The sequence below is a fragment of the Streptomyces stelliscabiei genome, from assembly GCF_014873495.1.
Lineage (GTDB): Bacteria > Actinomycetota > Actinomycetes > Streptomycetales > Streptomycetaceae > Streptomyces > Streptomyces bottropensis.
The window spans coordinates 1,747,352-1,773,288 of the sequence record NZ_JADBGF010000001.1; the positions used below are offsets into that span (position 1 = coordinate 1,747,352).

26 protein-coding genes are annotated in these 25,937 nt (G+C 73.4%); 9 read left to right on the forward strand and 17 right to left on the reverse strand.

Going from position 1 to position 25,937, the window contains the following annotated elements; genetic code table 11:
* The first annotated feature begins 44 nt into the window (after window positions 1-44).
* Window positions 45-500: an Lrp/AsnC family transcriptional regulator gene (locus H4687_RS07560; protein ID WP_046914730.1), complete on the forward strand. Its 456-nt coding sequence runs from the start codon at window positions 45-47 to the stop codon at window positions 498-500.
* Here the strand turns inward: H4687_RS07560 and H4687_RS07565 are convergent.
* The 5 genes from H4687_RS07565 to H4687_RS07585 all read right to left on the reverse strand — a co-directional run bounded on the left by H4687_RS07565 (window position 494) and on the right by H4687_RS07585 (window position 6,861).
* Window positions 494-3,484 (reverse strand): AAA family ATPase, encoded by a 2,991-nt coding sequence (locus H4687_RS07565; RefSeq protein ID WP_046914731.1) that lies wholly within the window; start codon window positions 3,482-3,484, stop codon window positions 494-496. The genes H4687_RS07560 and H4687_RS07565 overlap by 7 nt on opposite strands.
* A 133-nt stretch (window positions 3,485-3,617) precedes the next feature.
* Window positions 3,618-4,781, reverse strand: a complete 1,164-nt coding sequence (locus tag H4687_RS07570) for an exonuclease SbcCD subunit D (RefSeq protein ID WP_046914732.1) — start codon at window positions 4,779-4,781, stop codon at window positions 3,618-3,620.
* A 112-nt stretch (window positions 4,782-4,893) separates the two neighbouring features.
* Window positions 4,894-5,520: a YigZ family protein gene (locus tag H4687_RS07575; protein WP_046914733.1), complete on the reverse strand. Its 627-nt coding sequence runs from the start codon at window positions 5,518-5,520 to the stop codon at window positions 4,894-4,896.
* Window positions 5,521-5,596: 76 nt separating this feature from the next.
* Complete coding sequence (locus H4687_RS07580) at window positions 5,597-6,142, reverse strand: SixA phosphatase family protein (protein ID WP_046914734.1); 546 nt, start codon at window positions 6,140-6,142, stop codon at window positions 5,597-5,599.
* Window positions 6,139-6,861, reverse strand: a complete 723-nt coding sequence (locus H4687_RS07585) for a cysteine--tRNA ligase (RefSeq protein WP_192781657.1) — start codon at window positions 6,859-6,861, stop codon at window positions 6,139-6,141. Before H4687_RS07585 ends, H4687_RS07580 begins: the two co-directional genes overlap by 4 nt.
* Window positions 6,862-7,070: 209 nt before the next feature.
* Here H4687_RS07585 and H4687_RS07590 point away from each other — a divergent pair, with 209 nt between their 5' ends.
* Window positions 7,071-7,487 carry a CoA-binding protein gene (locus tag H4687_RS07590; RefSeq protein ID WP_046920392.1) on the forward strand — a complete coding sequence of 139 codons (417 nt, stop codon included), beginning with the start codon at window positions 7,071-7,073 and terminating at the stop codon, window positions 7,485-7,487.
* A 542-nt stretch (window positions 7,488-8,029) separates the two neighbouring features.
* Here H4687_RS07590 and H4687_RS07595 read toward each other — a convergent pair.
* Complete coding sequence (locus H4687_RS07595; RefSeq protein ID WP_046917438.1) at window positions 8,030-8,992, reverse strand: universal stress protein; 963 nt, start codon at window positions 8,990-8,992, stop codon at window positions 8,030-8,032.
* A gap of 77 nt (window positions 8,993-9,069) precedes the next feature.
* Here H4687_RS07595 and H4687_RS07600 point away from each other — a divergent pair, with 77 nt between their 5' ends.
* Window positions 9,070-9,438 carry a VOC family protein gene (locus H4687_RS07600; protein ID WP_046917437.1) on the forward strand — a complete coding sequence of 123 codons (369 nt, stop codon included), beginning with the start codon at window positions 9,070-9,072 and terminating at the stop codon, window positions 9,436-9,438.
* A gap of 33 nt (window positions 9,439-9,471) precedes the next feature.
* Here H4687_RS07600 and H4687_RS07605 read toward each other — a convergent pair whose 3' ends face one another.
* The 3 genes from H4687_RS07605 to H4687_RS07615 all read right to left on the reverse strand — a co-directional run bounded on the left by H4687_RS07605 (window position 9,472) and on the right by H4687_RS07615 (window position 12,860).
* The gene (locus H4687_RS07605) at window positions 9,472-11,058 is read right to left on the reverse strand and encodes a VWA domain-containing protein (RefSeq protein WP_050398783.1); all 1,587 of its coding nucleotides are present in this window, start codon (window positions 11,056-11,058) and stop codon (window positions 9,472-9,474) included.
* Window positions 11,055-12,068 carry an AAA family ATPase gene (locus tag H4687_RS07610; protein ID WP_078907366.1) on the reverse strand — a complete coding sequence of 338 codons (1,014 nt, stop codon included), beginning with the start codon at window positions 12,066-12,068 and terminating at the stop codon, window positions 11,055-11,057. The genes H4687_RS07605 and H4687_RS07610 overlap by 4 nt, the downstream gene beginning before the upstream one ends.
* A 135-nt stretch (window positions 12,069-12,203) precedes the next feature.
* Entirely contained in the window at window positions 12,204-12,860 is a 657-nt protein-coding gene (locus H4687_RS07615; protein WP_046915034.1) for a TetR/AcrR family transcriptional regulator, read from the reverse strand.
* Between the two features lie 120 nt (window positions 12,861-12,980).
* Between H4687_RS07615 and H4687_RS07620 the strand changes: the two genes are divergently transcribed.
* Window positions 12,981-13,541 (forward strand): NAD(P)H-dependent oxidoreductase, encoded by a 561-nt coding sequence (locus tag H4687_RS07620; protein WP_046915033.1) that lies wholly within the window; start codon window positions 12,981-12,983, stop codon window positions 13,539-13,541.
* 104 nt (window positions 13,542-13,645) lie between these two features.
* On the opposite strand, the gene H4687_RS07625 is transcribed toward H4687_RS07620, so the two are convergent.
* From H4687_RS07625 to H4687_RS07635, 3 genes are all read right to left on the reverse strand, one after another.
* Entirely contained in the window at window positions 13,646-14,203 is a 558-nt protein-coding gene (locus tag H4687_RS07625; RefSeq protein ID WP_005475522.1) for a YbaK/EbsC family protein, read from the reverse strand.
* Between the two features lie 43 nt (window positions 14,204-14,246).
* Window positions 14,247-14,819, reverse strand: a complete 573-nt coding sequence (locus H4687_RS07630; RefSeq protein WP_046915032.1) for a helix-turn-helix domain-containing protein — start codon at window positions 14,817-14,819, stop codon at window positions 14,247-14,249.
* Window positions 14,820-14,922: 103 nt separating this feature from the next.
* Window positions 14,923-15,669, reverse strand: a complete 747-nt coding sequence (locus H4687_RS07635; protein WP_233443512.1) for an acyltransferase — start codon at window positions 15,667-15,669, stop codon at window positions 14,923-14,925.
* A gap of 130 nt (window positions 15,670-15,799) precedes the next feature.
* Between H4687_RS07635 and H4687_RS07640 the strand changes: the two genes are divergently transcribed.
* Window positions 15,800-16,342 (forward strand): gamma carbonic anhydrase family protein, encoded by a 543-nt coding sequence (locus tag H4687_RS07640; RefSeq protein ID WP_046915030.1) that lies wholly within the window; start codon window positions 15,800-15,802, stop codon window positions 16,340-16,342.
* A gap of 37 nt (window positions 16,343-16,379) precedes the next feature.
* Here H4687_RS07640 and H4687_RS07645 read toward each other — a convergent pair whose 3' ends face one another.
* Window positions 16,380-17,033 carry a DedA family protein gene (locus tag H4687_RS07645; RefSeq protein WP_050398785.1) on the reverse strand — a complete coding sequence of 218 codons (654 nt, stop codon included), beginning with the start codon at window positions 17,031-17,033 and terminating at the stop codon, window positions 16,380-16,382.
* 260 nt (window positions 17,034-17,293) lie between these two features.
* Window positions 17,294-17,731 carry a DUF4442 domain-containing protein gene (locus H4687_RS07650; protein ID WP_005475531.1) on the reverse strand — a complete coding sequence of 146 codons (438 nt, stop codon included), beginning with the start codon at window positions 17,729-17,731 and terminating at the stop codon, window positions 17,294-17,296.
* 357 nt (window positions 17,732-18,088) lie between these two features.
* Here H4687_RS07650 and H4687_RS07655 point away from each other — a divergent pair, with 357 nt between their 5' ends.
* Together H4687_RS07655 and H4687_RS07660 are read left to right on the forward strand one after the other, a co-directional pair.
* Window positions 18,089-19,147 (forward strand): hypothetical protein, encoded by a 1,059-nt coding sequence (locus tag H4687_RS07655; RefSeq protein ID WP_046913690.1) that lies wholly within the window; start codon window positions 18,089-18,091, stop codon window positions 19,145-19,147.
* Between the two features lie 137 nt (window positions 19,148-19,284).
* Entirely contained in the window at window positions 19,285-20,631 is a 1,347-nt protein-coding gene (locus H4687_RS07660; protein WP_046913691.1) for an MFS transporter, read from the forward strand.
* Here H4687_RS07660 and H4687_RS07665 read toward each other — a convergent pair.
* A complete protein-coding gene (locus tag H4687_RS07665) occupies window positions 20,593-21,438 on the reverse strand; it encodes a spermidine synthase (RefSeq protein ID WP_078907372.1) in 846 nt (281 codons plus the stop codon). The two genes, H4687_RS07660 and H4687_RS07665, sit on opposite strands and share 39 nt — an antisense overlap.
* Before the next feature lie 130 nt (window positions 21,439-21,568).
* Window positions 21,569-22,738: an elongation factor Tu gene (tuf, locus tag H4687_RS07670; protein ID WP_046913693.1), complete on the reverse strand. Its 1,170-nt coding sequence runs from the start codon at window positions 22,736-22,738 to the stop codon at window positions 21,569-21,571.
* Window positions 22,739-23,250: 512 nt separating this feature from the next.
* On the opposite strand from tuf, the gene H4687_RS07675 reads away from it, so the two are divergent.
* Window positions 23,251-24,045: a TVP38/TMEM64 family protein gene (locus tag H4687_RS07675; protein WP_046913694.1), complete on the forward strand. Its 795-nt coding sequence runs from the start codon at window positions 23,251-23,253 to the stop codon at window positions 24,043-24,045.
* An 85-nt stretch (window positions 24,046-24,130) separates the two neighbouring features.
* Here the strand turns inward: H4687_RS07675 and H4687_RS07680 are convergent, their stop codons facing one another.
* Complete coding sequence (locus tag H4687_RS07680) at window positions 24,131-25,300, reverse strand: thiolase family protein (RefSeq protein WP_046913695.1); 1,170 nt, start codon at window positions 25,298-25,300, stop codon at window positions 24,131-24,133.
* Between the two features lie 103 nt (window positions 25,301-25,403).
* On the opposite strand from H4687_RS07680, the gene H4687_RS07685 reads away from it, so the two are divergent.
* The gene (locus H4687_RS07685) at window positions 25,404-25,880 is read left to right on the forward strand and encodes a winged helix-turn-helix transcriptional regulator (protein ID WP_046913696.1); all 477 of its coding nucleotides are present in this window, start codon (window positions 25,404-25,406) and stop codon (window positions 25,878-25,880) included.
* Window positions 25,881-25,937: the final 57 nt, after the last annotated feature.

The following is a 25,937-nucleotide window of genomic DNA, read 5'->3' on the forward strand; positions in this document are numbered from 1 at the left end:
CTGGAACCTTGATCGGCCGGGGATTCGCCTGCTATTCATCGGACATGGCCACGCAATCCCCGTACGAGCCCGACGCCACCGACTGGCGCATTCTCGACCTCCTCCAGCGCGAGGGCCGGACCGGCTTCGCCGAACTGGCCCGCGCCGTGTCGATGTCGGCGAGCGCCGTGACCGAGCGGGTGCGGCGACTGGAGGAGGCCGGTGTGATCCAGGGGTACGCCGCCGTCGTGGATCCGGAGCGGCTGGGGCTGCCGATCCTGGCGTTCGTCCGCCTGCGCTACCCCCACGGGAACTACAAGCCGTTCCACGAACTGGTGGCCGTCACGCCCGAGATCCTGGAGGCGCATCACGTCACGGGCGACGACTGCTTCGTGATCAAGGTCGCCGCCCGTTCGATGCGCCATCTGGAGGAGGTGTCGGGCCGGATCGGCGCGCTGGGATCGGTCACGACGAGCGTCGTCTACTCCTCACCCCTCCCCCGACGGCCCCTGGGTCACTGACCTCGCTGCCGCACGACCGAGCCCGTGCGCTCCTTCACGACCTCCAGTTGCGCGTGGACGCGCCGCCGCAGATCCGCCACGTGGCTGACGATCCCGACGCTTCGGTCGCGTTCGCGCAGCGCGTCGAGGACGTCGAGCACCTCGTCGAGGGTCTGGTCGTCGAGGCTGCCGAACCCCTCGTCGATGAAGAGGGTGTCGAGGCGCACCCCGCCCGCCTCGTCGGTGACCACGTCGGCCAGGCCGAGGGCGAGCGCGAGGGAGGCGAAGAACGTCTCGCCCCCGGAGAGCGTGGCCGTGTCCCGCTCCCGCCCGGTCCAGGCGTCGACGACGTGCAGGCCGAGGCCGCTGCGCCCCCGCCCGGCCCGGTCGTCGGAGTGGACGAGGGTGTAGCGGCCCGAGGACATGCGCTGGAGCCGTACCGTCGCGGCGGCGGCGACCTGCTCCAGACGGGCGGCGAGGACGTACGCCTCCAGACGCATCTTGCGCTCGTTGTCGGCCGAGGTGCCGGCCGCGAGCCCGGCCATCCGGGCGACGCGCTCGTACTCCTCGCGCAGCGGTGCCAGCCGGCGCACGGAGGCGGTGGCCCTCGCGGAGAGCCGGTCCAGTTCGGCGCGGCGCCGCTCGGCGGCGTCCCACGCGGAGACGGTGTCCTGGAGCCGCCGGGCGGCGGCCGTGGCGTCCCGCTCGGCGAAGGCCAGGTCGGCGGGCGGCTGTTGGGCCGCCGCCGCGGTCTCGGCCTCGGCGAGCACGGCCCGTACGGCGGCCTCCTCCGACTGCCGGGCGTCGAGGCGGTGTTGCAGGTCCCGGTGGGCGGCGTCGTCGAGGACGGCGGCGGCAGCGGCCTGCGGCGTGTCGAACCCGGCGCGGAACGCCGCGTCGGCGAGGCGGGCGTCGGCGTCCTTGAGGCGCTGCGCGGTGTCGTCGGCCGTCCGCACGGCCTCGGCGGCCTCGGTGAGCAGCGCGGCCAGCAGCTCCCACTGCGCGGCCCGCGCGGCCACGCTCTCGGCATCACCCCGGGCCTGGGCCAACTCCTCTTCCAGGGCGGTGCGTTCCCGCTCCAGCGCGTCCCGCCGGGTGTTGCGGGACGCGGCCCGCACGGCCGCCTCGCGCTGGGCGGCGATCCGCCGGTCACGCTCCCGTTCGGCGTGCAGCAGGGCCTCCCGCGCGGGATGCAGTCCGGAGGCGCCGGCCCGCGCCCGCGCATATTCCTCGGCCAACTCCTCGACCAAGGAGGTGAGTTGATCCGTAGGAGCATCACCGGCCTCGGCGCTCGCCGCCGCGTACGCCTGCCGTACGACTCCCAGCCGACGCTCCGCCTCGGCCCGCTCCTCGTCGGCTCGCTGGGCCGCGGCGAGCGCCCGTTCCTCCGTCTCACGGTCCACGTGCCCGGCGACCTTCCGGGCCGGCTCGGGGTGTTCCGTCCCACCGCAGACGGCGCACGGCTGTCCCTCGACGAGCGCGGCGGCCAGCTCCGCCGCGATGCCGGACAGCCGCTGTTCCTTGAGGTCGAGCCAGTGGGCACGGGCCTCCACCGCCCGCTCGGCAAGCCGGAGCACACGCGCCTGCGCGTCCTGCGTGTCACGGCCGAGCTGGTCGCGCTGCCGGGCGGCCGCGAGCCGCTTCTCCGCGGGGTCTCGGCGCTCGACGAGCTGTTCGGCGCGGGTGGCGGCCTCCTGGGCGGACTCGATGCGGCCGCGCAGCTCCGCGCGGGTCGTCTCCCATTCGGCGAGCCAGCCCTCGGCGTCCTGGAGGACCTCCTCGTCGGCCCGTTCCTCGCTGTCCGACTCGGCCCGCTCGGTGAGCAGCACGGCGAGCCGCCGCTCCGCACGACGGGCCGACTCCAGCCCGCCCAGCTCCTCCGCGGCCTTGCGGGCGGCGGAGGCGAGTCCGGCGGCGCCCTCGTCGGCGTACGTCCCCGACAGTCGCGCCCGCACGGCCTCCTCGTCCGCTCTCGCCCGTCGGTGCGCGGCCTCGGCCTCGTCCCGCAGCTCCAGCGCGGGCACCACGGCCTCAGCCTTGCGGCCCCGCTCCATGCGCGCCCGGTCCTCGCGGTGGGCGTCGGCCCGCTCCTCCAGCCGCGCGGCCCGCTCCCGCGCTTGCGCGAACCGGCTCTGCAGCCGCGCCAGTTCGCGTACGTCGTCCAGGGCGTGGTCGGCGGCGGCGCGCGCGGACTCGGCCGCCGCCCGCGCGCAGTGGGCGATCGTGAGCCGTTCGCGGGCGGTGCTGCGGGCGACGGCGGCCCAGCCCAGCACGGCGTCGGCCAGGCCCGGGTCACCGGGCGCCAGGTCGGGCAGCTCCGGGGCGTCGCCCGCCGCCTGCTGCATCCGGTGGGCGTCGGCGAGCAGTTCCGCGTCGCCCTCGCGCACCTGGGCCTCGGTCACCCGGCGCCGGTCGGCGAGCCGTTTCTCGACGGCGGCGAAGTGGTGGGTGTCGAAGAGGCGGCCGAGCAGCCTGCCCCGCGCCTCGGCGTCGGCGCGCAGAAAACGCGCGAAGTCGCCCTGCGGCAACAGCACCACCTGGCAGAACTGCTCCCGGCTCATCCCCAGGACCTGGGTGATCTCCTCGCCGATCTCCTGGTGGGAGCGGCTGAGGTCCTTCCAGGAGGCCGCCGCCGTGTCGTACTCGCGCAGCCAGCTCTGTGCCTTGTCGACCGTGGTGCCGGCGCCACGTTTCTTGGATCGCTCCCACGGCGGCTGCCGGGTGATCTCCAGCCGGCGCCCGGCGACGGTCAGTTCGAGGCGGACCTCGGTGCGCGTCGCGGGTGCCGCGTGGTCGCTGCGCAGGGTCATGCCCTGGCCGCTCTGCCGGGCGCCCGGCACCGCGCCGTAGAGCGCGTAGCAGACGGCGTCCAGGACCGAGGTCTTGCCGGCGCCGGTCGGGCCGTGCAGCAGGAAGAGCCCGGCCGCCGAGAGGTCGTCGAAGTCGACGGACTGGGCGCCGCCGAAGGGGCCGAAGGCGGTGATGTCGAGCCGGTGGAGCCTCATCGGTCACCCGCCGTGCCGGTCCGGCCGGGCAGTCGGCCCGCGGGGGTGGTGGCCCGGCGGCCTGTCGTCGTCGGCCGTACTCCGCCGCGCACCCGGTGCCGGCGGGTGGCCGGACCGTGGTTCGTCGGGCCTCTCATCGGGCGACCTCCCGGACCGTGTCGTCGGCCCGCACGGCGTCGAACGCGTCCCTGAGCACGGTCCGTTCGTGTGCGTCGGGGCCGGTGCCGCGGACATGGGCGACGAAGTCCTCGGCGACCTGCTGGTCGTCGCGGCCGGCGAGACGCCGTGCGTAGGAGAGGTCCGGGTCGCCGGGGGCGCGCTCGGGATCGAAGGCGAGGCTGAGCGTGTGCGGGAAGCGAACGGTCAGCCGGGCCATGGGCTCGGCGGGCCGGACCGGGTCGGTGAGCGTGGCCTCGACCCATGCCTCCTCGTGCCGGGTCAGCTCCGGTGCGGCGAGCAGGTCGTCGAGCCGGCCCCGGATCCGGGCGAGCGGGCGGGGCACGGGGCAGTCGATCCGCTCGGCGTCCACCGAGCCGTCGGCGCCGAGGTCCACCAGCCACATGCTCTTGCGGTGGTCGGCCTCGGAGAAGGAGTACGGCAGCGGGGAACCGGAGTAGCGGACGCGGTCGGTGAGGGTCTGGCTGCCGTGCAGGTGACCCAGCGCCACGTAGTCGACGCCGTCGAAGACTCCGGCCGGCACCGAGGAGACCCCGCCGACGGAGATGTCCCGCTCGCTGTCGCTGGGCGCGCCGCCGGTGACGAAGGCATGGGCCAGCACGACGGAGCGGGTGCCCGGCGCACGCGTGGCCAGGTCGGCCCGGACCCGGTCCATGGCGGCGGCGAGCACCGCCTCGTGGCTCGCTCTGTCCACCCCGAACTCGTCCTTCACCAGGGCGGGTTCGAGATACGGCAGCCCGTAGAAGGCGACCTCGCCATGGGCGTCGGACAGCATCACGGGGGTCCCCGCCGCCGAGGCCGCCGTCCGCAGATGGATGCCCGCCCGGCCGATGAGGCCCGCGCCGACGCCGAGCCGACGCGCCGAGTCGTGGTTCCCGGAGATCATCACCGTGGGCACGCCCAGCTCGGCCAGGCGGTGCAGGGCGTCGTCGAACAGCTCGACCGCCGCCAGCGCGGGCACCGCCCGGTCGTACACGTCCCCCGCCACCACCACCGCGTCCACCTCGCGCTCGCGCGCGGTCGTGACCAGATGACCGATGAACTCGGCCTGCGCGCCGAGCATGTTCACCCGGTGGAACGCCCGACCGAGATGCCAGTCGGAAGTGTGCAGCAGCCTCATGATCCCCGAACCTAACAGGCGGGTCGGACATCACGGGCGGCTACCGGCGAACCGACCCGCCCACACCCGCGCTCCCCGCGCGTGCCCCCTCCGTCACAGCAGTCGCCCGCCCTCACGCGTCCCCGTAGGCCTCGCCCCCGAGTTCGAACGCGGCGGTGCCCGCGGTGGTGTCGGCGAGCCAGGCGCGGAAGGCGTCGACCTCGGCGTCGGGCAGGCCGATCTCCATGGTGACGGCCTCCGCGTAACGCACGTCACGGACCTCGCGCCCGCTGGAGCGCAGGTCGTTCTGCAGTTTGCCGGCCCGCTGGTGGTCGACCGTCACCGTGGCCAGCCGGAAGCGCCGGCGCGTGATGCCCCCGAGCGCGTCCAGGGCCTCGCCCACCGCGCCGCCGTACGCCCTGATGAGTCCGCCGGCGCCCAGCTTGACCCCGCCGTAGTACCGGGTAACGACGGCGACGACGTACCGCATGTCCCGGCGCAGCAGCATCTGCAGCATGGGGACGCCGGCGGTGCCGCCCGGTTCCCCGTCGTCGCTCGCGCGCTGGACGGCCGCGTCGGCGCCGATGACGTACGCGTAACAGTTGTGGGTGGCGTCGGCGTGCTTCCTGCGGACGGCCGCGACGAAGTCCTGGGCCTCCTGTTCGGTGGCCGCCGGGGCGAGCGCGCACAGGAACCGGGATCGGTTGACCTCGGTCTCGTGCACGCCGGCGCGGGCGACGGTGCGGTACTCGTCCTGCATCCGGCCAGCCTATGCGCAGGCCGGCGCACACCCGCGCGGGGCGTCGACCGGGGCCGGATCCCTGGCCGGGGGCCGTTCAGGACCCCTTCGTCCCCCTGGCCACGATCATGTCCGTCAGCAGTGCCGTGCCCGGGGCGAGCGCGGCCCACGTCGCGCCGTGCCAGGAGAGGAAGGCGATCGCCGAGGTGGGGAACTTGACCCGCATGTCGTCCAGCGCGGTGTCGAGGGCGTCGCCGGCCAGGTCCAGCACCAGTTCCTCCAGCCCCGGGTTGTGACCGACGAGGAGCAGCGTCCGTACGTGGCCGGGAGTCTCGCGCACCACGTCGAGCAGCTCCGCTACGTCGGCCGCGTACACCCGACCGTCGTACCGGACGGGCGGCGGCGTCCCCCACTGCGCGGAGGCCAGCTCCCAGGTCAGCCGCGCCCGTACGGCCGTGGAGCACACGGCGAGGTCGGGCAGGCAGTCCGCGTCGGCGAGGGCCCGGCCCGCGGCGGGGGCGTCGCGGTGGCCGCGTGGTGCGAGGGGCCGCTCGTGGTCGCGGACGCCCACGGGCCAGGCGGACTTGGCGTGGCGCAGGACGACGAGTCTGCGCAGCGGGCCCGCGCCGGCGCGCGCCGTCATGGCGTCGCCCCGATCTCCCGGGTCAGCTCCAGACCGAGCAGCCGGTCCGCGTAGGCGTACGTCTCGAACCGCGCGCCGTCCGGAATGTCCCGAGCCCCCTCGACGCCGCGCAGCACGTCGAGCATCGCGCGTACGTCGAGATCGTCCTCCCAGGCGTCCCTCAGGGCCTGACGTACGGGCTCGGGGACCGGTTTCGACGGCTGTGTCGCCCAGGCCGCCACCGACTTGCGCCAGTGGTCGAGCGTGTCGGCGGCCTCGGTGAGGGTGGTGGCGTCGAGGGTGACCGGGGTGCGGCGGGGGTGGCTGAGGAGAGCGAGCCGCAGGGCGGTACCCGCCACGGCCGTCTCGCCCGCCCCCGTCAGGGCGCCGACCTCGACCTCGATGCCGGTGGCGGTGGCGGTGGCGGTGGCGGTGGCGGTGGCGGTGGCGGCCGTCTCCCCCGAGCCGGTCACGTGCAGTAGCTGCCGCCCGCCCCGCGTCCCGGAGGGTTCGCTTGGCCGGATGCCCAGGTCGTCGGCGCGCTGCCGCAGTGCGGCAGGCGGGTCGGCGACGAAGAGGACGGCGCTCCCGCCGAGTTCGAGAGCGCGGGCGAGGACGTCGGCGACCAGCAGGACGCGCAGGGCCGAGGGGTCGTCCCCCGGCACATGGGCATGGACCCGGGTGAGCGCCCTGCGGATCTCGGCGGGCTCGCCGGTCCGGGCGTCAGTGATACGCAGCACGGGGTGAGCGTAGGCGCGGGAACGGCCGAACGCAGTGCGGACGACGGCATTCCGGACAGCGAGCCGGACATCAGCCGACCGCCGGGCCGGTCACGGAGCCGGTCACCGACCCGGCCACCGAGCCGGCCACCGAAGGAACGGAGGCCCGGGAATCGCCGAGCGCCGCCCGCTGTTGCCCCAGGGCATACGGCCCGAACAGAGGAGACGGCATGTACGGCGACCCCGCCACGATCCGCAAGGTGCTGACGGAACTCGGCGACACCTGGGCCGTCGTGGGCCTGTCCAACAACCGCAACCGCGCGGCGTACGGCGTCGCGGAGGTCCTCCAGCGCTACGGCAAGCGGGTCGTCCCCGTGCACCCCCAGGCCGAGACGGTCCACGGCGAGCAGGGCTACGCCTCGCTCTCCGACATCCCCTTCCCGGTCGACGTCGTCGACGTCTTCGTCAACAGCGACCTCGCGGGCCCCGTCGCCGACGAGGCCGCCCGGATCGGGGCCAAGGCGGTCTGGTTCCAACTGGGCGTGCTCGACGAGGACGCCTACCACCGAACCCGCGAGGCAGGCCTGGACATGATCATGGACCGCTGCCCGGCGATAGAGATCCCCCGCCTGCCCGCCACCTCCTGAACCGGTCGGCGAGACGCACGACCACACCGGCCGCCCACGGCCTCAGGGCACGGTCCAAGAACCCTCGTCCAGGCTTCACGCGCCTCAGCGCTGACGCGGCGCAGGGCGACGGCGGCACCCAGCCCGGCGTCGGCACAGGGTGGCGTCGGCGCAGGCCCGGGGACTGACGCGAGGCCAGGGGCTGACGCGGGGCCGGGGGCTTACGCAGGGCCGCGGGCTCACGCGAGGCCAGGGGCTTACGCAGGGCCGCGGGCTCACGCGAGGCCAGGGGCTTACGCAGGGCCGCGGGCTCACGCGAGGCCAGGGGCTTACGCAGGGCCGCGGGCTCACGCGAGGCCAGGGGCTTACGCAGGGCCGCGGGCTCACGCGACGGTTCGCGGGCGCGTGGCCGTTCTTTTCAGGGGCGCGGGGAACTGCGCGACCAGCCCCCACCCACCCGCAGCCGACGAACGCGCCCGCGAGCGGGGGCGAAGGGGCGGCAGCCCCTGGGGACGGGGCGGGTAGGGGCGGCGGGGGCGAAAGAGGCCCTGGCACCCGGGACGTCACTCATGCGCGACCACCACCACGGGCACCCCCGCATGGTGAAGCACCGCATGCACGACCGGCCCCACATGCACCCCCACGGGCGAATGCCGCACCCGCCGCCCGACCACCAGAAGAGACGCGTCCCGAGAAGCCTCCAGCAGATGCTCCGCCGCCTTCCCCCGCCGCGACTCCTCCACCACCACGACCCCGGGAAACTCCCGCCGCCACGGCACCAGCACCTCACGCAACGTACCGGCCTCCACCTCCCCCACATCGGCATCGAGATCGGCCTCCAGACCGGGCCGCTCCCGCAGCCCGGAGTGCGGCGGCGGACGCCAGTCATGGAGAATCCGCAACGGCGCCCCCCGCGCCTCGGCCGCCTCGAACGCGAACCGGATCAAGGTGTGATCGGGCTGCACGGTGTCGAGACCGAGCACGACGGGCCGGAACGGGGTCACGGCGGACGACACCCCGGCCGCGCCCGGCGCATGCTCGTCCGCGGCCCTCTCCCCCGCCCGCACGAGCACCACCGGCCGCTCGGTATGCGCGACGACATGCAGCCCCACGGACCCGAGCAGGAACCCGGCGAGACCGCTCAGCCCACGGGAACCCAGCACCAGCAGGTCCCCACCGTGCGCGACCCGCACCAGCTCCTCGCTCGCCCGCCCCGTCAACTGCTCGACGCTGACGTCGACCTCGGAGTGCCGCTGCCGTATCCCGTCGGCGGCCTCCCGCAGCAGCTTCCCGACCCCGGTCTCCGCCGCGGAGCCCGGCCCCGCCCGCCCGTCCCGCCCGTCCTGGCCCTCGGGTGCCGTCTCCGTGTCCAGCACCGGCGGCCGCCCCATCGGCTCGGGCACCGGCTCCCAGACGTTGACCAGCCGCAACGGCAACGCACGGAGCCGCGCCTCCCGGGCCGCCCACTCGGCGGCGGCCAGGCTCTCGCGCGAACCGTCGATACCCACGGTGACGGTGCGGAACATGGGCGCACCTCCTGAGGTCGAGGTCTGTTTCCAGCATCGCCGCATGGCGGCGGATCCGCAGGGGCGAGAATCGGTCCATGCTGAGCATCGGTTCCGTGGTGATGGGCGCGTCCGACGTACGGCGGGCCACAGCGTTCTGGACGCAGGCCCTCGGCTACGTCCCCCGTGAGGAGCCGGAGGACGACTGGGTCGTGCTGGTGCATCCGCAGGGCACCGGCCCCCAGCTCTCCCTGGGCCTCAGCGAGACCCCGGTGCAGGAGCGCCCCCGGGTGCACCTGGACCTCTACGCGGGCGACGCGGAGGCACAGGCGGCGGAGGTCGAACGGCTGCTGGGCCTGGGAGCACACCGCGTCCGGTGGGACGCCTACCCGGAGGGTGCCGACTTCGTCGTACTCGCCGACCCGGAGGGCAACCGCTTCTGCGTGATCGACACCGGCGGGGCGTAGGACCGGGGCAGGGCCGAACCGCCCCCGCTCGCGTCACACCGGGATCAGCCGCGTCACCAGCTCCCCCAGCCGCCGCGCGTTCCGGCAGGCGTGCATGTCGACGATCTCGGCGTAGACAAGGGCGGCGGAGTCGCCCGTGCCCCACTGTTCGGGCGACTCGGGGTTCAGCCAGTGGACGCGGCGGGCGCGGGCCGCGATCCGGCGCAGTGCCTCCGCGTGGGGGTCGAACCCGTTGGTGCGGGCGTCCCCGAGCACGATCACCGACGTACGCGGTCCGACCGCGTCGAGGTGGCGCTCGGCGAACTCCCCGAGCGCGGCACCGTAGTCGCTGCTGCCGTGCCACCCGGAGACCGTGGCCTCGCCGACGATCCGGCGGCCGAGTTCGGCGGGATCGGCCTCGCCGTTGGTGACGAGGCGGGTGACCTCGTCGACGCGGTTGACGAACGCGTACACCCGCACCTTGCTGAACTGGTCCCGCATCGCCTGCACCAGCAGCATCGTGAAGTTCGCGAACCCGGCGACCGACCCGGACACGTCACAGAGCAGCACGATCTCCGGGCGTGCGGGCCGATGGCGCCGGTAGGCGGGCCGTAGCGGCACACCGCCGGTGGACAGCGAGCGCCGGAGCGTGCGCCGGATGTCGATCTGGCCGCGCGCCGCCCTGCGCCGCCGGGCAGCCAGCCGGGTCGCGAGCTTGCGGGCCAACGGCTGGACCGTGCGCCGCAGTTCGACGAGTTGTTCGCGGCTCGCGACGAGGAAGTCGACCTGGTCGGCGCTGGGTGCGATGCCCCGCTGGGCGATCATCTCCGCGCCCCGGCGCTCGGCGACCCGCCGTCGCGCCTCCGTTCGTACCCGGTTCCGGAAGTCCTCGATACGGCGCCGGATCTCGTCGGCGTCCAGCCGATCGGTGAACCCGCCCGCACCGAGACCGGACCCACCACCGGTCCCAAAACCCAAGTCCGAGCCCGAGGCCGTCCCCGTCCCAGCACCCGCACCCGCACCCGCACCCGAACCCGAACCGAACGTGAGCCCGCCACCGAATCCCATACGGAACCCGCCCCCGGCCCCGCCCCCACCCCCCGCACCGGAGAACCCGACGCCCTCGCCCTCCGCCCCACCGGCCCGCGAACCCGCCAGGATCCGTGCCAGCAGCGTCTGCGGGCGGAGACGGTCCAGCGTCTGGTGGGCGGACCAACCGTCCGCACCCGGGGAACCGTAACGGCCGAGCAACTCCACGGCCTCGGCCGCGAGCCGGTTGAGCATCGCGGTGTCGTTCGCGGCCAACGCCTCGGCCAGCCGGTCGCGCAACTCGTCCCGGTCCCCGGCGGACGCACTCCGCGCGCCCGCCAACTCCCCCACCCCGAGCGGGAAGTACAGCTCGAAGGCCGTGTCGAACACGCCACGCTGCCGGTCGGCGCGCAGCAGCGCCGCCGCCAGCCCCTCCCGGATCCGCTCCCGGTCGGTGAGGCCCAGCACCTCCAGGACGGCGGCCGCGTCCACGGTCTCGCCGGGCCCGATCCGTATCCCGTGGCCGCGCAACGCCCGCACGAACGCGGTCAGCCGGTCGGGGAGTGTGGATCCCGGCGACGTACCGTTCGCGCCGCGGGCCCCGGCGCTCATACCAGCGTCAGCTTCCGCGCGGCCTTCTCGATGTCGTCCTGGTGCTTGAGGATCACTCCCAGGCTGTCCCGGACGACGTTCTCGTCCAGGGTGTCCGCGCCGAGGGCCAGCAGGGTGCGGGCCCAGTCGATGGTCTCGGCCACGGAGGGGGCCTTGCGCAGCTCCATCTCGCGCAGCGCGCCGACCACCCGGACCAGGGAGTCGGCGAGGGTGTCGTCCAGGCCCGGAACCCTGAGCGTGACGATCCGCCGTTCCAACTCGGCGTCGGGGAAGCCGAGATGGAGGAAGAGGCAGCGGCGGCGCAGGGCCTCGGAGAGTTCCCGGGTGGCGTTGGAGGTGAGGACCGTGAAGGGTCGCTGGGTGGCGGTGATCGTGCCCAGTTCCGGGACGGTGACCTGGAAGTCGCTGAGCACCTCCAGGAGCAGCCCCTCGACCTCGACGTCCGCCTTGTCGGTCTCGTCGATGAGGAGGACCGTCGGCTCGTCGCCCCGGATCGCGGTCAGCAGGGGGCGGGTGAGCAGGAACTCGTCGCTGAAGATGTCGGAACGGGTGTCGTCCCAGGCCTCGTCGCGTCCGGCGGTGATGCGCAGCAGCTGCTTGGCGTGGTTCCACTCGTACAGGGCGCGGGACTCGTCGATGCCCTCGTAGCACTGGAGCCGGACGAGCCGGGCGGCACCGACCCGGGCGACGGCCTTGGCCAGCTCGGTCTTGCCGACCCCCGCCGGCCCTTCCACCAGCAGCGGCTTGCCGAGCCGGTCGGCCAGGAAGACCGTGGTGGCGACGGCCGTCGAGGCCAGGTACCCCACCTCGGCCAGGCGCGCGGCGACGTCGTCCACGGAGGCGAAGAAGCCGGTGCCGGGGGCGTCCGAGCGGTCCTTCTCGCCGGAGGCGTCAGAGCGGTCCTTCTCGCCCACCGCGCCCCCGTCGATCACGCCCCCGTCGATCACGCCCGCGCCGATCACGCCCGCGCCGTTGTCGCCCGCGCCGGTCTCGGCGATCTCGTGGGTCATGTGGCCGCTCCCCTCACCCGGCGTACGAGGCCGCTCCCCGACACCGCCTCCAAGTTACCAAGCGGTCGCTTTGAATGTCCGGCTCGAATGTCCCGGCCCGAATGTCCCGGCCCATCGCCCGTCGGCACGCGGCTGCTACGCGGTCACGACGAGCCGCTCCACCAGGTCCGCCCATCCCAGCTCCAGCCGGTCGAGGGACATCCCCCGCCGCTGCACCAGATGATCGACGAGGCCGATGTCCAGACAGCCCAGCAGGGTCTGTGCCAGCAGCTCGATGTCACCCGTCGCCCGCGCGCGGCGCAGCAGCATGCACAGGTGGCCCAGGCGGAGCTGGTTGGCCGGGCTGGTGTGACGGCGGGAGACGTCCGCACCGGCGGCGAGGTAGAGGTCGCGATGGGCGTACTCGTGCCGGATGACGGCGACGCCGAAGGCCCGGAGCCGGTCCAGGGCGGGCGCGTCGGGACCGAGGGGTGGCGGGCCGGTCAGGAACGCGGCCTGCAGCTCCCGCTCATGGTGGTCGAGAAGCGCGAGCATGAGCCCGATCCGGTCCCCGAACCGCCGGAAGACGGTGCCCTTGCCCACCTCGGCGGCGGTCGCCACGGCTTCCATGGTCAGATTGGCGGCACCGCAGTCCGCCGCCAGCCGGGCGGCGACCTCCAGCAGCCGGGTGCGGTTGCGGGCCGCGTCCGCGCGCAGGCGGGGCTGGTCGGGGGCGGCAGGGGTGAGGTTCAGCAGTCCGTCGAGGGGGTCGGGATCCTGAGGCGCCGGGAAGGGCGGCAGCGACTCTTTCATGAAAAGAGCGTAACGCTCACCACAGAAAAGTGGACCCCGGTCCGGATAGCTGCTACAAATTTCAACGGACCCCGGTCCGTTTAACTTCGCCACGCGCTTATCCCTGCTAGGAGTCAGCTCATGTCCGTACGCATCCTCGCGCTCGTCGGCAGCCTTCGCGCCGGTTCACACAACCGCCAGCTCGCCGAGGCCGCCGTGAAGCACGCCCCGGAGGGCGTCACGATCGAGCTGTACGAGGGCCTGGCCGACGTCCCGTTCTACAACGAGGACATCGACAACGAGGCCGCCCTTCCGGCCACCGCCGCCCGTCTGCGCGAGGCCGCCAACCAGGTCGACGGCTTCCTGCTCTTCTCCCCCGAGTACAACGGCACCATCCCGGCCGTCCTGAAGAACGCCATCGACTGGCTGTCCCGCCCCTACGGCGCCGGCTCCTTCACCGGCAAGCCGGTCGCCGTGGTCGGCACCGCGTACGGCCAGTTCGGCGGCGTGTGGGCGCAGGACGAGACCCGCAAGGCCGCCGGCATCGCCGGCGCCACGGTCCTGGAGGACGCCAAGCTGTCCATCCCCGGTTCGGTCGTCCGCTTCGCCGAGACCCACCCGGCGGACGACGCCGAGGTCGTCACCGGCCTGACCGAGGTCCTGCAGCAGCTCGGCGCCCAGGCCGGCTCCGCCGCCGCCTGATCACCGCCGCGCCGTACGACGCCGGGTTCCGGGCCAGACGCCCGGGGCCCGGCGTCGGCGTTCCGGCACCCCGGCACCCCTGCCTCTGCTGGAGGGTCTGGGGGTCAGGCGACCCCCAGACCCTCCAGCACGACCGCGTTCGGCAGCTCCGCGAACGCCTTCCCCGGCACCAGCAGCTTGCCGCGCCGCCGCCCGCTGCCGACCAGGACGTACGGCAGGTCGACCACGGCGGAGTCCACCAGGACGGGCCACGACGCGGGAAGCCCGACGGGGGTGATGCCGCCGTACTCCATCCCGGTCTCGCCGGTGGCGGTGTCCATCGACGCGAACGAGGCCTTGCGGGCGCCGAGTCGGCGGCGGACCACGCCGTTGACGTCGACCCGGGTGGTGGAGAGCACGACACACGCGGCCAGACTCGACCCGCCACCGCGCCTGCCCGCGACGACCACGCAGTTCGCGGACTTTTCGAGCAGGTCCTGACCGTAGTGCTGGACGAACACGGCGGTGTCGGCCCACTCCGGGTCCGTCTCGACGTACAGGATCCGGTCGGCGGGCACACTGCCGGGCCAGGCGCGGACGGCGTCGGCGACCGGGCCGACGAGGTCGTCGAGGCAGTCGGGGGCGGGCGTGGCGTGGTCGAAGTTCCCGATGGGTGCGCGCATGGGCGGCACGGTAACAAAGGCCGGTCGGCGGCCGGGACGGCCCTCAGGGCACGGCCGGCACCGACACCGTCAGCACCATGTGCGTCGGCACGTCCCCCCGATTCGCGTACTCGTGCGCCGCGTTGGCCTCGAAGGTGACGCTCGCACCGGCCGGCACGCGATACTCCGTGCCCCCGACGGTGAGGGTCAGCTCCCCCTGCGTGACATGCGCGATCTCGACCGTGCCCACGGGGTGCGGGTCCGAGCGGCTGCCCTCCCCCGGCATCAGCAGCCAGTCCCACATCTCCAGCGGGCCGGGCGCCTCCGCTCCGGCCAGCAGCTTGCTGTGGCTGCCCGCCTCGGTGTGCCAGAGCCGGACCACCTGCTCGGCCGGGACGATCCGGACCTTGGGCCCCCGCTCGTAGTCGAGCAGCGTGGTGATGCTGACGCCGAGCGCGTCCCCGATCTTGACGACGGTGCCGATGCTGGGGTTGGTGCGGGCCTGCTCGATCTGGATGAGCATGCCGCGGCTGACTCCGGCGCGGGTCGCGAGGGCGTCCAGGGTGAAACCCCGCTCGGTGCGCCAGCGCTTGACGTTGCGCGCCAGGGACTGGGTCAGCAGGTCGAGATCCGACACATTCCGTCCAATGTTCTCGATACGGGGGTTCACCGCGGCGAACCCCCGTGTGGTGCACCGGACACGCACCGAACTGTACTGCGGGGGCCGGGCCCCCGAGCCGCTAGGCGGACTCCTCCGCCCCCTCCGCGTCCCACTCGGCCAGCGCCAGCAACTGCTCCGGCGTGACCCCGTCGGGGATCGGCACCGGCGCGGGCGTCCGGATCGGCGGCTGCCAGCCCTCCACGGGGTCCCAGCGCCGCACGACCCGCGCGGGCGCCCCCGCCACCACCGAGTGGTCCGGCACCACGCCCCGCACCACGGCTCCCGCGGCGACCACCACGTTCCGTCCGATACGCGCGCCGGGCAGGATCACCGCACCCGTACCGATCCAGCAGCCCGGCCCGATCGAGACGGGGTCCATCCGCGGCCACTGCTTGCCGATCGGCTCGTGCGGGTCGTCGTAGGAGTGGTTCGTGGACGTCACGTACACGTACGGGCCGAAGTAGCAGTCGCTGCCGATGGTGACGGTGGTGTCGGCGATGACATGGCTGCCCCGGCCGAGGACGACACCGTCACCGATGCGCAGGATCGGCTCCGCGCCGAGGTCCAGGTCGGGCATAAGACCGGCGGTCAGGGTGACCTGCTCGCCGATGATGCAGTGGGAGCCCAGATGGATCCACGGCTCACCGAAGACCGTGCCGAGCGGGAAGGCCAGCCTGGTACCTGTTCCCATCGCGCCGAAGCGCAGGCTCCCGGGCCGGTCGGCCGTCACCGACCCCGTGCGCTGCAGCCACGCCCAGCCCGCGTGGACGACGCGCTGCACGAGGCGGCCCCGCCAGGACGAGAACGTGTTCTTGCTTTTCGGCACCCGCTCACGGTACTCACCGCGCGGCACACGCAGGACGCCGTACGGCTGTGATCTTCACCCCACGGGATGCGGGCACCATGGCTTACGGTGCGGGTGAGGACTGATCCTCGACCACCACCAGGAGGCGGCGATGAACCGGCAGCGGGCCCTGATCACGACGTTCGGCGGCAACAAGCCGGATGTGGAGGAGGCCGCGTTCGTCTCCCCCACGTCGGTGGTGATCGGCGACGTGACGCTGCGGCCCGGGGCGAGCGTCTGGTACGGGGCCGTCCTGCGGGCCGAGTTCGAGCCGATCGTCATCGGCGCGGACGCCAACGTCCAGGACAACTGCACGCTGCACGTCGACCCCGGGTTCCCGGTCTCGATCGGTGCGCGGGTCTCCATCGGGCACAACGCGGTGGTGCACGGGGCGACCGTCGAGGACGACTGTCTGATCGGGATGGGCGCGACGGTGCTGAACGGCGCGGTGATCGGGGCGGGATCGCTGGTGGCCGCGCAGGCGCTGGTCCCGCAGGGCATGCGCGTGCCGCCGGGCTCGCTGGTCGCGGGGGTACCCGCGAAGGTGAAGCGGCCGCTCACCGACGAGGAGCGGGAGTTGGTGACCTTGAACGGCACGCACTACACGGAGCTGGCCGCGGCGCACCGGAAGGCGCAGGAGGAGTACGGCGCGTAGACCGCGCGCGGGGCCGGTACGACCGGCCCCCTCTTCCTCAGGAGTCGGCGGCGGGGACCAGTTCCGCCTCGGTGCTCTCCGCCGCCTCCGCCGCCTTCTTCGCCTTGCGCTTGATCACCAGCATCGACGTGACGCCGATGAGGACGGCCAGGACCAGGCCCAGCCAGGAGAAGCGCTTGAGCCAGGCCTCGGCGACGACACCGACGTAGTAGATGACGGCCGTGGTGCCGCCGGCCCAGAGGATGCCGCCGAGGACGTTGGCGACGAGGAAGCGCCAGTAGGGCATCTGGAGGACGCCGGCGAGGGGGCCGGCGAAGATACGCAGCAGGGCGATGAAGCGGCCGAAGAAGACGGCCCACATGCCCCACCGGTCGAACGAGCGCTCGGCGACGGCGATGTTGCTCTCGCTGAAGTGTTTGGGGAACCGCCGGTTGAGCTTGGCCAGCAGCGGGCGGCCGCCCTTGCGCCCGATCGCGTAGCCGATGGAGTCGCCGATGATCGCGCCGGCGGTGGCGCAGGCGCCCAGGACGAACGGGTCGATCTCACCGTGCTGGGAGGCCAGCAGCGCGGAGGAGACCAGGATGATCTCGCCCGGCAGCGGGATGCCCAGGCTCTCCAGGCCGATGACCAGCCCCACCAGCAGGTAGATGGCGAGCGGGGGCACTGTTTCGAGCCACTCCTGGACGTGCAAGACCGGTTCCTCCCGTGTAGCGGTTCAAAGGCCCCCGGCGAGCGCTCACGACGGGGCGCACGCCGGGGAAGCCTACCCGCTTACTCGGACGGCGACGGAGCCCTCCAGGTTGTCCCACGGACCGCTCCGATGCTCGGCGCGCACGGTCGCGCTCAGCGCGTCGCCGCCCCGCGGGAGGGCGGAGAGGGCCGTGGCATCGGGTGCGGGCGCCCGGCGCCGGGCCGGGGCCGGGCGGAGGGTTCAGGGGGAGCAGGCGGGGGTCAGGCGTTGGGGCGCAGGGTCCAGACGACGGTCATCTCGCCCGTGACGGCGCCGTCGGCCCGCCGGATGGCGACGGCGACGGGGAACTCGGGGCGCTGTCCGGCGTCGAGTTCGGCGACGACCTCGGCGGCGGGGCGGCCCAGGGTGGCGGTGGCCGTGACGGGGCCCATCGCGAGCTTCCGGTACGCGATCTCCGCGCTGACCGCGAGCGGCACGGCGCGGGAGAGCTGGTCCCCGAACGCGGCGAGCACGATCGCCCCGCTCGCCGACTCGCCCAGCGTGAACATCGCGCCGGCGTGCGGCCCGCCGACGTGGTTGTGGAACTCGCCCTGGTCCGGCAGTGACACCACGGCCTTCTCCGGCGTGGTCTCCAGGAACTCCAGCTTCAGCGTCCTGGCCATCGGCACCGTGGCGGCGAGCATCTCGCCGATCGACATCTGGTCTGCGCTCATGCCGCGATGTTACCCACGAGTAGCGGCGTCTGACCAGGGGTCGTCGCGCGATCGTCGTAGCGCCGTCGTCCGACGGGAACCGTGCGGCCGGCCGGGGCGGAGGAGGCCGGCCGGCGCGGGACGGACGGCAGGCCGAGGACGTTCGCGTTCAAGAACGAGGAAGTCGCCCCGGCGGCCCGTCCGTTCGCCCGGCCCCCGGTGACGCCCGAGGAGTTCCCCGCACGCGGCGGTGCGGAGGAACCGCGCGCCGACGGGCGTTTTGAAGCCGTTCGTCCCGTGTGCAAAGCTGCTTCGTGGACTCCCGTGGCACCCCGCCCCCCGACGCATCTATGGTTACGAGCCATGTGGCCAGGACAGCAGCAGCCGCCCGGGGGCGAGCACCAACCGCAGCAGCCGAACCCGTACCAGCAGCCGGGGTACGACCAGTCGGGACCGCCGGGACAGTCGGGATACCAACAGCCGGGGTACCAGCAACCCAACCCCTATCAGCAGCCCGGATACCAGTCGACGGGCCAGCAGCCCCAGTACGGGCAGCAGCCCCAGTGGGGCGCGCAGGGACACGCGGGTCCGCCGGTGCCGCCGGGCGGAGGCGGCGGCAACCGGACGAAGCTCATCGCGATCGTCGCGGCCACGGCCGTCGTCGTGGCGGCCGGCGTGACGGGCTTCCTGGTCCTCGGAGGCGATGGCGACAAGGACAAGTCGAAGACGCAGTCCGCCCCTTCGGTCTCCCCCTCGCCGACCCCGACCGAGAGCACCGAGGACAACCCGCGCGGCGAGGACGCCGGAGCGAAGCCGACCATCGCGGGCTGGAAGGTCGTCGTCAACCCCAAGTGGGGTACGGCCTTCGACGTGCCGCCCGAGTGGGCCGTCCAGTCGGCCGACACCTTCATCGGCTTCGAGGACGACAAGAAGGGCGACGGGTCGGTCCTCATCGGCATGTCGGCACCCGCCATCCTCAAGGAGAAGTGGTGCACGTCCGACGACGACAAGGACGGCAACGAGGAGACCAGTTCGCTGGCCGCCGCGGGTACCAAGGGCCAGCAGGGCGCCAAGGGCACCGAGGACGTCGCCCGCAACGACGCGGCGTGGTGGGTCTTCGGCGGTTACACCGACCAGAAGGACGGCGCCAAGAAGAAGATGACCATCGGCAAGGCCAAGCCGTACACCACGGCGTCGGGCGTCGAGGGCAGTGTCGCGACGACGTACTCCAAGGGCGTCGCCAAGAAGGGCAAGTGCGACACCGACGGCAAGGCGACCACGTTCGCCTTCAAGAACTCGGCCGGTGACTACGTCTCCTGGACCTTCCACGGAGCCAAGGACGTCGACGACGAGGTCCCGGACGCGACGGTGCAGAAGATCCTCAGCACGGTACGGCTGTACGGCGAACCGACGGGCGGCTGAGCCGGTACCGGACACCGGTACCGGCGTCGGAGCCATCCGCTCCGGGCCCGGACCGGCCCAGTTCCCGTGGCCCGATCGGGCCCCCTCCCGTGCGGAAACGGTTTGGCAGACGGGGGTGGGGCGGCGATAGTCGGCGGGTGACGACTCCCGCCGCCTCCCGCCGCCCCGCCTGGGCGGGTCGCAACTACACCCTGCTGACGACGGCCGCGGTCGTCACCAACCTCGGCAGCAACGGCGCCCTGGTCGCGGCCGCGTTCGCGGTGCTGGACGCGGGCGGCGACGGCGGTGACGTCGGTCTGGTCGCGGCGGCGCGGACCCTGCCGCTGGTGCTCTTCCTGCTGATCGGCGGCGCGGTCGCGGACCGGCTGCCCCGCCACCGGGTGATGGTCGCGGCGAACACCCTCAACTGTCTCTCCCAGGCCGTCTTCGCCGTGCTCGTGCTCACCGGCGGGGCCCACCTCTGGCAGATGATGCTGCTCTCCGCACTCGGCGGCACCGGCCAGGCGTTCTTCGGCCCGGCGGCCGAGGGCATGCTGCTGTCCTCGGTCACCGCCGAGCAGGCGGGCCGGGCCTTCGCGCTGTTCCGCTTCGCCTCGCAGGGCGCGACCATGACGGGCGCGGCCGTCGGCGGCGCCCTGGTCGCGGTGATCGGCCCCGGCTGGGTGCTCGCGGTCGACGCCGTCGCCTTCGCCTGCGCCGGCGCCCTGCGCGCCTTCCTCGACGTGAGCCACATACCGGAGCGCGAGCCGGGGCACGGCATGCTCGCCGATCTCCGGGACGGCTGGCGGGAGTTCACCGGCCGCACCTGGCTGTGGGCGATCGTCGTCCAGTTCTCCCTGGTGAACGCGGTCATGGTCGCCGCCGACGCGGTCTACGGCCCCCAGGTCGCCGACGACAGCCTCGGCGGCCCCGGCCCCTGGGGCCTGGCGCTGGCCCTGTTCGGTGCGGGCAACGCCGCGGGAGCACTGCTGATGACCCGCTGGAAACCGCGCCGCCTCCTCTTCGTGGGCGTCCTGTGCGTCTTCCCGTTCGCCCTGCCGAGCGCCGCGCTCGCCGTGCCGACCCCGATCGCCGTGCTGTGCCTGGCCATGTTCGTCAGCGGTCTGTCGATCGAGGTGTTCGGCGTCTCCTGGATGACCGCGCTGCACCAGGAGATCCCCGAGGACAAGCTGTCCCGTGTCTCGGCGTACGACTGGTTCGGCTCGGTGGCGATGGTGCCGCTCGCCGCCGCGCTGGCGGGCCCGGCGGAGAGCGCCTTCGGCCGCACGGCGGCCCTGTGGGGCTGCGCGGCGCTGTGTGTGGCGGCCACGGCGGCGGTCCTGTGCGTCCGGGACGTACGGAACCTGACCAGGCGCACCGTGCCGGTGTCCCTGGCCAAGCCCGACGCCGCGCCCCACGCCGGCCCCGGCGCCCGCCCTGCTGCCGGAACCGGCTCCACGCCCGGCTCAGCCGATACCGAAGGCCCCGTCGGGCGGCTCCGGTGACGGTACGGCGTCCTCCTCGCGCACGGGTGCGGCGCCCTCGATGAAGCGGCGCAGCGCCGGGCCGTGTTCGACCCGGGCCGGGAAGACGTCGGCGGCGGTTCGCCGGGCCAGGACGGTGATGTCGGGCGGCTGATGGGCCGCGACCAGCACGGCGTTGCCGAAGCGCCTGCCGCGCAGCACTCCCGGCTCGGCGATCAGCACCAGCTCCTCGAACACCGTGGCCAGCGTGGCCAGTTGGGACCGCAGGAACGCGAAGGGCGCGGCGTCGGCCAGGTTCGCGAGATAGACACCGTCCACGCGCAGCACCCGCTCCAGCGCCCGCGCGTACCGCACGGTCGTCAGATGCGCCGGGACGCGTGAGCCCCGGAACACGTCCCCCACGATCACGTCGGCGGAGTCCGCGGGGGCCGCTTCGAGCCATTCCCCGGCGTCCGCGCCGCGCAGCGCGATCCCCGCGTCGTCGGGCAGCGGCAGCTGTTCGACGACGAGGTCCAGCAGCCTCCGGTCGTACTCGACGACCTCCTGGCGCGACCCGGGCCGGGTCGCGGCCACGTACCGGGGCAGGGTGAGCGCGCCCCCGCCGAGATGCAGCACGTCGAGCGCCCGTCCCGGTTCCGCCACCGTGTCCAGCACATGCCCGAGCCGCCGCGTGTACTCGAACTCCAGATGCGTCGGCTCGTCCAGGTCCACGTACGACTGCGGCGCCCCGTCCACGGTCAACAGCCAGGCCCGCTCCCGGTCGACGTCGGGCATGAGCTTGGCGGTCCCCTGGTCGATGGGACGGGAGACGGGTATGGCTTCGTTCACGCGCCCCATTGTGCCGGGCCTCTTCGCGCCGGGCCCCCGTCGGCCCAGGGACCGTCGAGGCGCCCCCGGTACGGGTGCGAGGACCGCACGACCGGCCTCGACCGGCCTACGGCCCCGCACCCCGCGACGCCTATAGAACGGCCGACACGGTTCCCGCTCCCACCGTCCGGCCACCCTCACGGATCGCGAACCCGAGCCCCGGCTCCAACGGAACCTCCCGGCCCAGCTCCACACTCATCGTGACCCGGTCCCCGGGCCGCGCGACGGCGATCTCGCCGAGGTCCACATCCCCGACGACGTCCGCCGTACGGATGTAGAACTGCGGCCGGTACCCGGTGGACACCGGGGTCGAGCGCCCGCCCTCACGCGCCGAGAGCACATACACCTGCGCGGTGAAGTGCCGCCTGGGTACGACGCTGCCGGGCGCGGCCACCACGTGCCCGCGCCGGACGGCGTCCCGTCCCACCCCGCGCAGTAGCAGCGCCACGTTGTCCCCTGCCTGCGCCTCCGACATCGGCTTGCCGAAGGTCTCCAGCCCGGTGACGACCGTCTCCACCTCGGCACCGAGCACCTCGACCCGGTCGCCCACGTGGATGGTGCCCCGTTCGACGGCGCCCGTGACGACGGTCCCCCGGCCCGTGATCGTGAGCACGTTCTCCACGGACAGCAGGAACGGCGCGTCCAGATACCGCTCGGGCATCGGGACGTACGTGTCCACCGCGTCCAGCAGCGCGTCGATGGACGCCGTCCACCGCGGGTCCCCTTCGAGCGCCTTGAGCCCGGACACCCGTACGACCGGTACGGAGTCGCCGCCGTACCCGTGCGCGGTGAGCAGCTCGCGGACCTCCAGTTCGACGAGGTCGATCAGCTCCTCGTCGCCGGCGTCGGCCTTGTTCAGCGCGACGACGACATGGTTCACCCCCACCTGCCGGGCCAGCAGCACGTGCTCGGCGGTCTGCGGCATGATCCCGTCGAGCGCGGAGACGACGAGGATCGCCCCGTCGAGCTGCGCGGCCCCGGTGACCATGTTCTTGACGTAGTCGGCGTGGCCGGGCATGTCGACGTGCGCGTAGTGCCGGGTGTCGGTCTCGTACTCGACGTGCGCGATGTTGATGGTGATGCCGCGCGCCGCCTCCTCCGGGGCGCGGTCGATGCGGTCGAACGGCACGAAGGTGCCGGCCCCGCGCTCGGCGAGGACCTTGGTGATGGCGGCGGTCAGAGTGGTCTTGCCGTGGTCGACATGACCCATGGTGCCGATGTTGAGGTGTGGTTTCGTGCGGACGTAAGCGGTCTTGGACATGGCGGTACCTCGAAGTCTCTTCAGCGGTACTGAGTGAGGTCCCGGCGCGACTGGGGGCGCTGCCGGGACGGGGACCCCGAGGTCTTGCCGACCCTCCCCCTGCGGGGTCCGCCGGAATGTCCGGGAAGAGTCAGCTTCGGGCGCCGTCTGCGGCGGCCACGACGATCAGAAGGGCAGCCTTCGGGGCATCCGCGCCTGTGGCGGATGCGGCGAGAGCGAAGGCGTGCCGGAACATGACGTCGATCATCGTCGACAAGTCGGCTGCCGTCGAATGGTTTTCGGTACGGACGGGTTCCGGGGGACGGCCGAAGAGAGATGCTTCACAAGGGGGTGCCGGGAGTGAACGGCGCCCGGGCCGGAACCGTGTTCGGGAAGGCGCAGGCAGCACGGTGCGCGGTGCCCGCGGGACACCCGGGCGCGCCGTGGCCGACGAGCCCGTTGTTCCGCTCCCTGTGACCCCCGTGAGACGTTCCGTACGGCATACACGTACATGGGTCGGTTACCGTCGACGAATGCTCGATGCCACCACCCGCTCTGGGGGCACCGCCACGGTTCTTCCCCGGACCGCCGCAACGGAGCTCGCCGTCGCCGCACCCGTCGTCCCACCCGTCGCCGTTCCGACCGTGCCCCCCGGCCGGGCCGCCCGCTGGGGCAGAGTGCTGCTCGCGCCGTGGGCGCGGTTCTCGTTCCTCGTGCTGCTGCTCCTGGGCGCCGTGTCGACCGTCCTGTGGTTCGAGCCGCAGCGGCTGCTGGCCGACGGCTGGCCGCCCCAGCTGAGCGGCGCCGCGGCGGTCGTGATGTTCGCGGTGGCGTACGGGCTGTGCACGGTCGCGTTCGTGCCCCGGCCGATCCTCAACATCGCGGCGGGCGCGCTCTTCGGTTCCCAGCTGGGTCTGGCCTCGGCGCTCGCGGGCACGGTCCTCGGGGCCGGTATCGCCTTCGGTCTGGGCCGCATGCTCGGGCAGGACGCCCTGCGTCCCCTGCTGCGCCACCGCTGGCTGAAGTCGGCGGACGGCCAGCTCAGCCGCCACGGCTTCCGCTCGATGCTGGCGGCCCGGCTGTTCCCGGGAGTGCCCTTCTGGGCGGCGAACTACTGCGCGTCCGTCTCCCGTATGGGTTGTCTCCCCTTCCTGCTCGCCACGGCCCTCGGCTCGATCCCGAACACCGCCGCGTACGCGGTCGCCGGCGCCCGGGCCTCGTCCCCGACCTCCCCCGCCTTCCTGATCGCCATGGCCTGCATCGCGGTGCCGGCCCTGGTCGGCGCCGCTCTGGCCTGGCGCAAACGCCACCACCTGCGCGCCCGCTGACCTCGTGGGCGCGGCCCGCACGGCCGCGGTCCCATCCCGGCAGCGCGCGGCCTGCCCCGGCCCTCGCGCGACCGGCGCCAGCGGCTCAGACGGCCTCGAGGACCATCGCGTTGGCCAGCCCGCCGGCCTCGCACATCGTCTGCAGCCCGTAGCGGGCGCCGCGTTCCCGCATGGCGTGCACCAGCGTCGTCGTCAGGCGTGTGCCGCTGGCCCCGAGCGGATGGCCGAGGGCGATGGCGCCCCCGTGGACGTTGACCTTCGCCAGGTCGGCTCCCGTCTCCTGCTGCCAGGCGAGGACCACGCTGGAGAACGCCTCGTTCACCTCGAAGAGGTCGATGTCGTCGAGCTGCAGCCCGGCCCGCCGGAGCACCTTCTCCGTGGCCGGGACGACCCCCGTGAGCATCAGCAGCGGATCCGAGCCGGTGACGGCGAAGCTGTGCAGCCGGGCGAGCGGGCGCAGGCCGAGCCGGGCCGCCGTCTCCCCGGACGTGATGAGGACGGCCGAGGCACCGTCGTTGACGGGGCTCGCGTTCCCCGCGGTGACGTTCCACTCGATCTGCGGGAACCGCTCGGCGAACCCGGGGTCGTGATACGCGGGCCGCAGCCCGGCGAGGATCTCGGGAGTGGTGCCGGGCCGTACGCACTCGTCACGCGTCAGCCCCTCCAGCGGTGCGACCTCGGCGTCGAAGAGGCCACCGTCCCAGGCCGCGGCGGCCTTGCGGTGGGACGACACCGCGAAGGCGTCCAGCCGGTCCCGGCCGAGCGACCACTTCGCGGCGATCAGCTCGGCGCTGATGCCCTGCGGGACGAGCCCCTCGGGGAAGCGCGCGGCGACACCGGGGCCGAACGGGTCCTTGCCGGGCGGCACGTTGGACCACATCGGCACCCGGCTCATCGACTCCACCCCGCAGGCGACGACCATGTCGTACGCCCCCGCCATCACGCCCTGGGCCGCGAAGTGCACGGCCTGCTGGGAGGAGCCGCACTGCCGGTCGACCGTGGTCGCGGGCACCGTGTCCGGGAAGCCCGCCGAGAGGACGGCGTAGCGGGTGGTGTTCATGGCCTGCTCGCCGACCTGGTCGACGGTGCCGCCGATGACATCGTCGACGAGCGCGGGGTCGACGCCCGCCCGGTCGACGAGGGTGCGCAGGGTGTGGGCGAGGAGTTCCACGGGGTGGACGTGGGCGAGGGCGCCGGTCGGCCTGCCCTTGCCGATCGGGGTGCGTACGGCTTCGACGACGACTGCGTCACGCATGGGCGGGCCTCCACGACTGCCGGGGGACTCCCAGTGAGTAGGGAATTCAAACTCACGATAGTCCAGTGCGTTGGAAAAGCAAACCCTCCCCTAGAATGAGCGCATGGCCGCCTCCGCAGATCCGCGCCCCTGTTCCATCGCCGACGCCCTGGCGCTCGTCGGTGAGAAGTACTCGCTGCTGGTCCTGCGCGAGGTCTGCCTGGGCAACAGCCGCTTCGACCAGCTGGTCCGCAACATCGGGGCACCGCGTGACGTACTGGCGACCCGCCTCAGGCGCCTCGTGGACGCGGGGATCCTGCACAAGCACGCCTACAGCCAGCGCCCGCAGCGCTTCGAGTACCGGCCCACGCAGGCGGGTCGCGAACTGGAGCCGGTCCTGATGACGCTCATGGCGTGGGGCGACCGCCATCTCCGGAAGGACGACGACCGCCCCATGGTGGTCGAGCACATCTGCGGCAACGAACTGGTGGCGACGGTCACCTGCACGGCCTGCGGCGGCGCGGTCCGTCACGAGGACCTCAAGGCCCATCCGCAGACCCCGGGCTGGTCGGTGACAGGCCCGACTACCCCCGCACCATAGGGGCGCGGGGAACTGCGCGGGCAACCCCACACCACCGGCAGCCGCTCGACCACAGCA